Source organism: Pseudomonas rustica (assembly GCF_018336155.1).
Taxonomy (GTDB): Bacteria; Pseudomonadota; Gammaproteobacteria; order Pseudomonadales; family Pseudomonadaceae; genus Aquipseudomonas; species Aquipseudomonas rustica.
Genome location: NZ_JAGYHF010000027.1, coordinates 1 through 4,162 on the forward strand (window position 1 = coordinate 1; position 4,162 = coordinate 4,162).

Annotated in this window: 7 protein-coding genes; all 7 read left to right on the top strand. The window is 59.9% G+C overall.

All coding sequences use genetic code 11. The features are described from left to right. Positions 1-194, top strand: a 194-nt coding sequence (locus KFS80_RS26555) for a hypothetical protein (protein WP_212546455.1), incomplete at its 5' end; no start/stop codon positions are given. 59 nt (positions 195-253) lie between these two features. Further along, complete coding sequence (locus tag KFS80_RS26560; protein WP_212546450.1) at positions 254-484, top strand: Acb2/Tad1 domain-containing protein; 231 nt, start codon at positions 254-256, stop codon at positions 482-484. Beyond that, positions 484-675 carry a hypothetical protein gene (locus KFS80_RS26565; RefSeq protein WP_212546451.1) on the top strand — a complete coding sequence of 64 codons (192 nt, stop codon included), beginning with the start codon at positions 484-486 and terminating at the stop codon, positions 673-675. The genes KFS80_RS26560 and KFS80_RS26565 overlap by 1 nt, the downstream gene beginning before the upstream one ends. Beyond that, positions 672-923, top strand: coding sequence for a hypothetical protein (locus tag KFS80_RS26570; RefSeq protein WP_212546452.1), 252 nt, complete (start codon positions 672-674; stop codon positions 921-923). The genes KFS80_RS26565 and KFS80_RS26570 overlap by 4 nt, the downstream gene beginning before the upstream one ends. 9 nt (positions 924-932) lie before the next feature. Continuing rightward, positions 933-1,454, top strand: a complete 522-nt coding sequence (locus KFS80_RS26575) for a hypothetical protein (RefSeq protein WP_042559979.1) — start codon at positions 933-935, stop codon at positions 1,452-1,454. A 1-nt stretch (position 1,455) separates the two neighbouring features. Next, entirely contained in the window at positions 1,456-2,943 is a 1,488-nt protein-coding gene (locus tag KFS80_RS26580) for a terminase large subunit (RefSeq protein ID WP_212546453.1), read from the top strand. A 7-nt stretch (positions 2,944-2,950) separates the two neighbouring features. Then, on the top strand, positions 2,951-4,162 hold a 1,212-nt coding region (locus KFS80_RS26585; RefSeq protein ID WP_212546454.1), incomplete at its 3' end, for a DUF4055 domain-containing protein.

Below are 4,162 nucleotides of genomic sequence, written 5' to 3' on the forward strand. Positions count from 1 at the left end.
TAAAGCCGCCACTGGTAACAAAGACAGCGGCGGTAAGAGTCGAGCCCCCTGAGCTGGTGCCATGTGAGCGGGTAGCGGATGAAGACCTCGCTGACAACGGCCAGCTGTGGGAATTGAAGAACCAAGCCATCAACCTACTCGACACCTGCGCAGATCAGGTGGACGCCCAGATCAAACGCAGCCAGAGCAAGTAATCCGCGACACGTTTCGCGAATCAGCAAATTGTGTCGCGACCCGCGACGAGGGAATCACTATGGACAACCAGCACAAGAAAATCACCGGCTACCGCGACCTGACCCAGTCCGAGATCGACGGCATGAACTCCATCAAGTCGCTTGAGGCTGACGCTGGTGAGTTGTTCAAGCAGATCGGCCAGATTGAAAGCGTTGACCCGCGCCTGCTGGCCTTGGCCAAGACCAACTTGCAACAAGGCTTCATGTGGTTCGTTCGCTCAATTGCCAAACCTGCTGATCCATTCAGCTGATGAGCAACGTAACCCGCCTGCGCCACGCGCTGCCGCTGAGCCCAGACATCAACAAGGCTGTGATCGAACTGGATGCCGCAATCGCCAAGGCCATCGACGCAGCCAAGTCCGCCGGACTGCCTCAAGGGCTGGTGGTGGCAATCCTTCACGGACAGGCTCATGCCCAGACGCACGAGATGGTGAAGGCATGACCGCCAAGCTGATCGACTTCAAACGGGAAGGATGGCGAGACGCCGCGAAGACGCTGCGCAAGATCGCTGATGACCTTGATGCAGGCGTCCATCCGGAATGCACCGTGGGCGCACTGACCATTATCGGCCCGAAAGGCCAAGTGACCGTGTTCGGCCTTGGCCCCAAGTGCGACGACCTGCAATGCCTGGGTGCGATGCGCCTGGTAGAGCAAAAGCTGATTGATGTGCTGTTGGACATTGAAGATTAAGGATTCCCCATGACAACCAAGCAACCCGACTGGGAGGCGATCGAACGAGCCTACCGGGCTGGATTGCTTTCCCTGCGCGCCATTGCCTCAGAGCATGGAGTGGCGCACAACACGATAATGAAGCGCGCGGAGAAGGAAGGCTGGCAACGTGACCTGACGAGCAAGGTCAGATCCGCCGTGAAGGACAAGGTGACCAGATCGGTGACCACGGATGGTGACCAGAAGAAGCTGGTCACTGATGCCGAGATTATCGAGGAGGCATCCGATCAAGCTGCGGCTGTAGTGCTTGCTCATCGTTCCGGCTTGGCCCAGTGGCGAGGCATTGCGAGCAAGCTCAGCACGTTCCTCTCCAGCGTCACAGTCACTGAAGAAAACCACGGCGACTTCGCTCGGTCACTCAACGCAGGCGTAGATGCCCAGCTCAAGGTGATCAAAGGCGAGCGCCAAGCATTCAACCTCGACACGGAAGAGGGCGACAAGACAGTCGACACCCTGGCCGCGATGATGGACGAACTATCGAAGGACGCCTGACATGAAGCCCGAGCACATGAAGCTGCTCCGGGATAAGCGTTGGCGGTTGAACAATCTTTACTTCATCACCGACAAGCAGGGCAAGAAAGTCCGCTTCCGGATGACGGACGAGCAGATTGAATACTTCGATGGGATGCACACCCGCAACATCATCCTGAAGGCTCGCCAGCTCGGCTTCACCACTGAGTGCTGCATCATCCAGCTGGACGCTGCACTGTTCGAGTCGGCCAAGTGCGCACTGATCGCCCATACCCTGAACGACGCCAAACGCCTGTTCCGGGAGAAGGTGAAATACGCCTACGACAACCTGCCGAAAGAGATCCGCGCCGCCAATCCTGCGAGCAACGACGCCGCCGGCGAGCTGGTGTTCAGCAAGGGTGGCTCACTCTACGTCAGCACGTCCTTCCGAGGCGGCACGCTGCGTTACCTGCACGTCTCCGAGTTCGGGAAGATCTGCGCCAAATTTCCGCACAAGGCGCGCGAGATCGTCACCGGCGCGTTTGAGGCTGTGGCCACTGACTGTTTCGTCACGATTGAATCGACGGCGGAAGGCCGGGCCGGTTACTTCTTCGACTACTCGCAGAGCGCGGAGAAGCAACTGCTGTCCGGTACGCCGCTCGGCAAGCTGGACTGGAAGTTCTTCTTCTTCAGCTGGTGGAAGAATCAGGCCTATTGGCTCGATCCGGCTGAGGCTGTTATCCCGCAGCGCCTGACTGACTACTTTAACGAGCTGTTCGCCAAGCACGGCATCTACACCAACCCGGGCCAGCGCGCCTGGTACGCCGCCAAGGAGAAGACCCTCGGCGACGACATGAAGCGGGAATACCCGTCGATCCCGGCCGAAGCCTTCCAGCAGTCGATCGAGGGCGCTTACTACGCCCAGCAGTTCACCAAGCTGTATGCCGCTCAGCGCATCGGCACGCTGCCAGACAACAGCCACCTGCCGGTGATGACCTTCTGGGACATCGGTGTCGGCGACTCCACGGCCATCTGGTTCGTGCGTCAGGTCGGCAACGAGTACCACGTCATCGACTTCTACCAGAACAGCGGGGAAGGCCTGCGGCACTACATGAAGGTTCTCAAGGACAAGGGTTACGCCTACTCCGAGCACTGGGGGCCGCACGACATCGACAACCGCGAGTTCGGCAGCGATGCCAAGACCCGCCGGGAAATGGCGCGTGAAGGCTACGAGATCGACGGCCAGCACTACCGCATGACGTTCCAGGTCGTGCCGAAGATCGGCGTCGACGACGGCATCGACCAGGCTCGGGAGATCCTCGCCCATTGCGCCTTTGACGAGGCGAAGTGCGAAGAGGGCATCACCGCGCTGGAGAACTACCGCAAAGAGTGGGACGACAAGAAGGGTTGCTGGAAAGACCGGCCGCTTCATGACTGGGCATCTCACCCTGCTGACGCATGGCGCTATTTCGCCGTAGCCAAAACGAAGCGCGCCACCATGACCCACATTCCTGTCACATTCACTTTCTGAGGCCCATATGCCCAACTACAGCGCCATCAGGCAGGAGTACAGCGATGCCTTGCCCGGTTGGCAGCTGGTAAAGCGTTGCGTAGCCGGGCCGCGAGAGGTTCGCAAGTACAACGAATACTTGCCAATGCCTGACCCGCTCAATCAGTCGCCCGAGAACATCGCGCGGTATGAGCAGCTCAAGAAGCGGGCGATGTTCCTCAACGTCACCGGCCGCACGCGTACAGGTCTTCTGGGTGCGGTGTTCCGCAAGACGGCAGAGATCAAGCTGCCATCGGCCGTTGAGTACCTGCTGGAGAACATCAGCGGCGACGGCTCGAGCCTTGAGCAACTGTGCAAGGAGGCAACCGGCGAATGCCTCGACACTGGCCGTGGCGGACTGCTGGTGGACTTCCCGAAGGTGGAGCTGCCCGAGGGTCAGACGTCACTCACTGTCGCCCAAGCCGCGAATGCGCGTGCCTACGTTCACTTTTACCCAGCCGAGAGCATCGTCAACTGGCGCGAGGATGTGATCGATGGCGTGCGCCGGCTGACGCTGGTTGTGCTGCACGAAAAGATCAACGAGGCCACGCTGGACGGGTTCGAGTTCACCGCCAAGGATCAATACCGCGCGCTGATGCTGATCGGCGGCAAGTACGTGCAGCGCGTGTACACGGAAGACACACCGGACGGCGTCGAGACGAACCCGACTGACAAGACCGGCAAGGCGTTCGACCACATCCCGTTCCACTTCTTCGGCTCCCAGAACAACGACGCCAGTATCGACAAGGCGCCTCTGGAAGACCTGGCCGAGGTGAACATCCTTCACTACGGCAACAGCGCCACGGTGGAAGAGGCGGGCTTTATCAGTTCGCAGCCAACGCTGTTCATCACCACGGATATTCAGCCTGACGAGTTCCTCAAGCTGAACCCGAATGGGATGCACATCGGGTCGCGCCGTGGCCACAACCTCGGCAAGCAGGGCTCCGCCGTCATGCTGCAGGCCAAGGAAACGCAGCTGGCCCGCGAGCTGATGAAGGACAAAGAAGAGCAGATGCTCATGATCGGCGCTCGTATTGTCCAGCAGGGCGGCGGCGCTGAGACGGCAGAGGCTGTTCGCATCCGCTACAGCTCGGATAACTCGGTGTTGGGCACGATCGCCGGCAACGTATCCGAGGCCGTGCGACTGTCCCTGTTCGATGCTCAGCGCTTCATGATGGACGCGGTTGACGAGGCCGGGACT